We start from the raw sequence: 508 nt of genomic DNA on the forward strand, positions 1-508 counted from the left end.
CATCACCGCCGCCTGCTTCCTCTCGCGCTTCACCAAGAACCTCAACTGGGCGCACCTGGACATCGCCGGCACTGCCTGGACCAGCGGTGGCAAGGACAAGGGCGCCACTGGCCGTCCGGTCCCCCTGCTGACCCAATACCTGCTGGACCGCGCCAAAGCCTGAAAACCATGACCGCAGGGGGCGCCGCATGAAGGCGGCGCCCTCCTCGGCTCAGGAAGCCCAATGACCAAAGTCGACTTCTATATTCTTCCCAGCGCGGACCCTGCGGCGCGCCTGGATTTTGCCTGCAAGCTCACCGACAAGGCCTGGCGCATGGGCCACCGCATCTACCTGCATTGCAGCGATGCAGAGCAACGGGACGAGCTCGATGCCCGCCTGTGGCGCTTCAAGGGCGAAACCTTCGTCCCCCACGGCCCGGCGGAAAGCGAACCCGAAAGCCTGATCGTCCTCGGCCTCGGCCAGGACCCCGGCCCCCACAATGACCTGCTGGTGAACCTGGACCTGAAA

1 protein-coding gene and 1 pseudogene are annotated in these 508 nt (G+C 65.4%); both read left to right on the forward strand.

What is annotated here, in order from left to right; translation table 11 throughout:
• Nucleotides 1–163 (forward strand): annotated as a pseudogene (locus F6S12_RS32830) (leucyl aminopeptidase); the annotation flags it as partial.
• Nucleotides 164–223: 60 nt separating this feature from the next.
• The coding region (locus F6S12_RS32835; RefSeq protein ID WP_315870000.1) for a DNA polymerase III subunit chi at nucleotides 224–508 on the forward strand (285 nt) is incomplete at its 3' end.

Origin of the sequence: Pseudomonas sp. JV245A, assembly GCF_032424515.1 — a bacterium.
Classification (GTDB): domain Bacteria; phylum Pseudomonadota; class Gammaproteobacteria; order Pseudomonadales; family Pseudomonadaceae; genus Aquipseudomonas; species Aquipseudomonas protegens.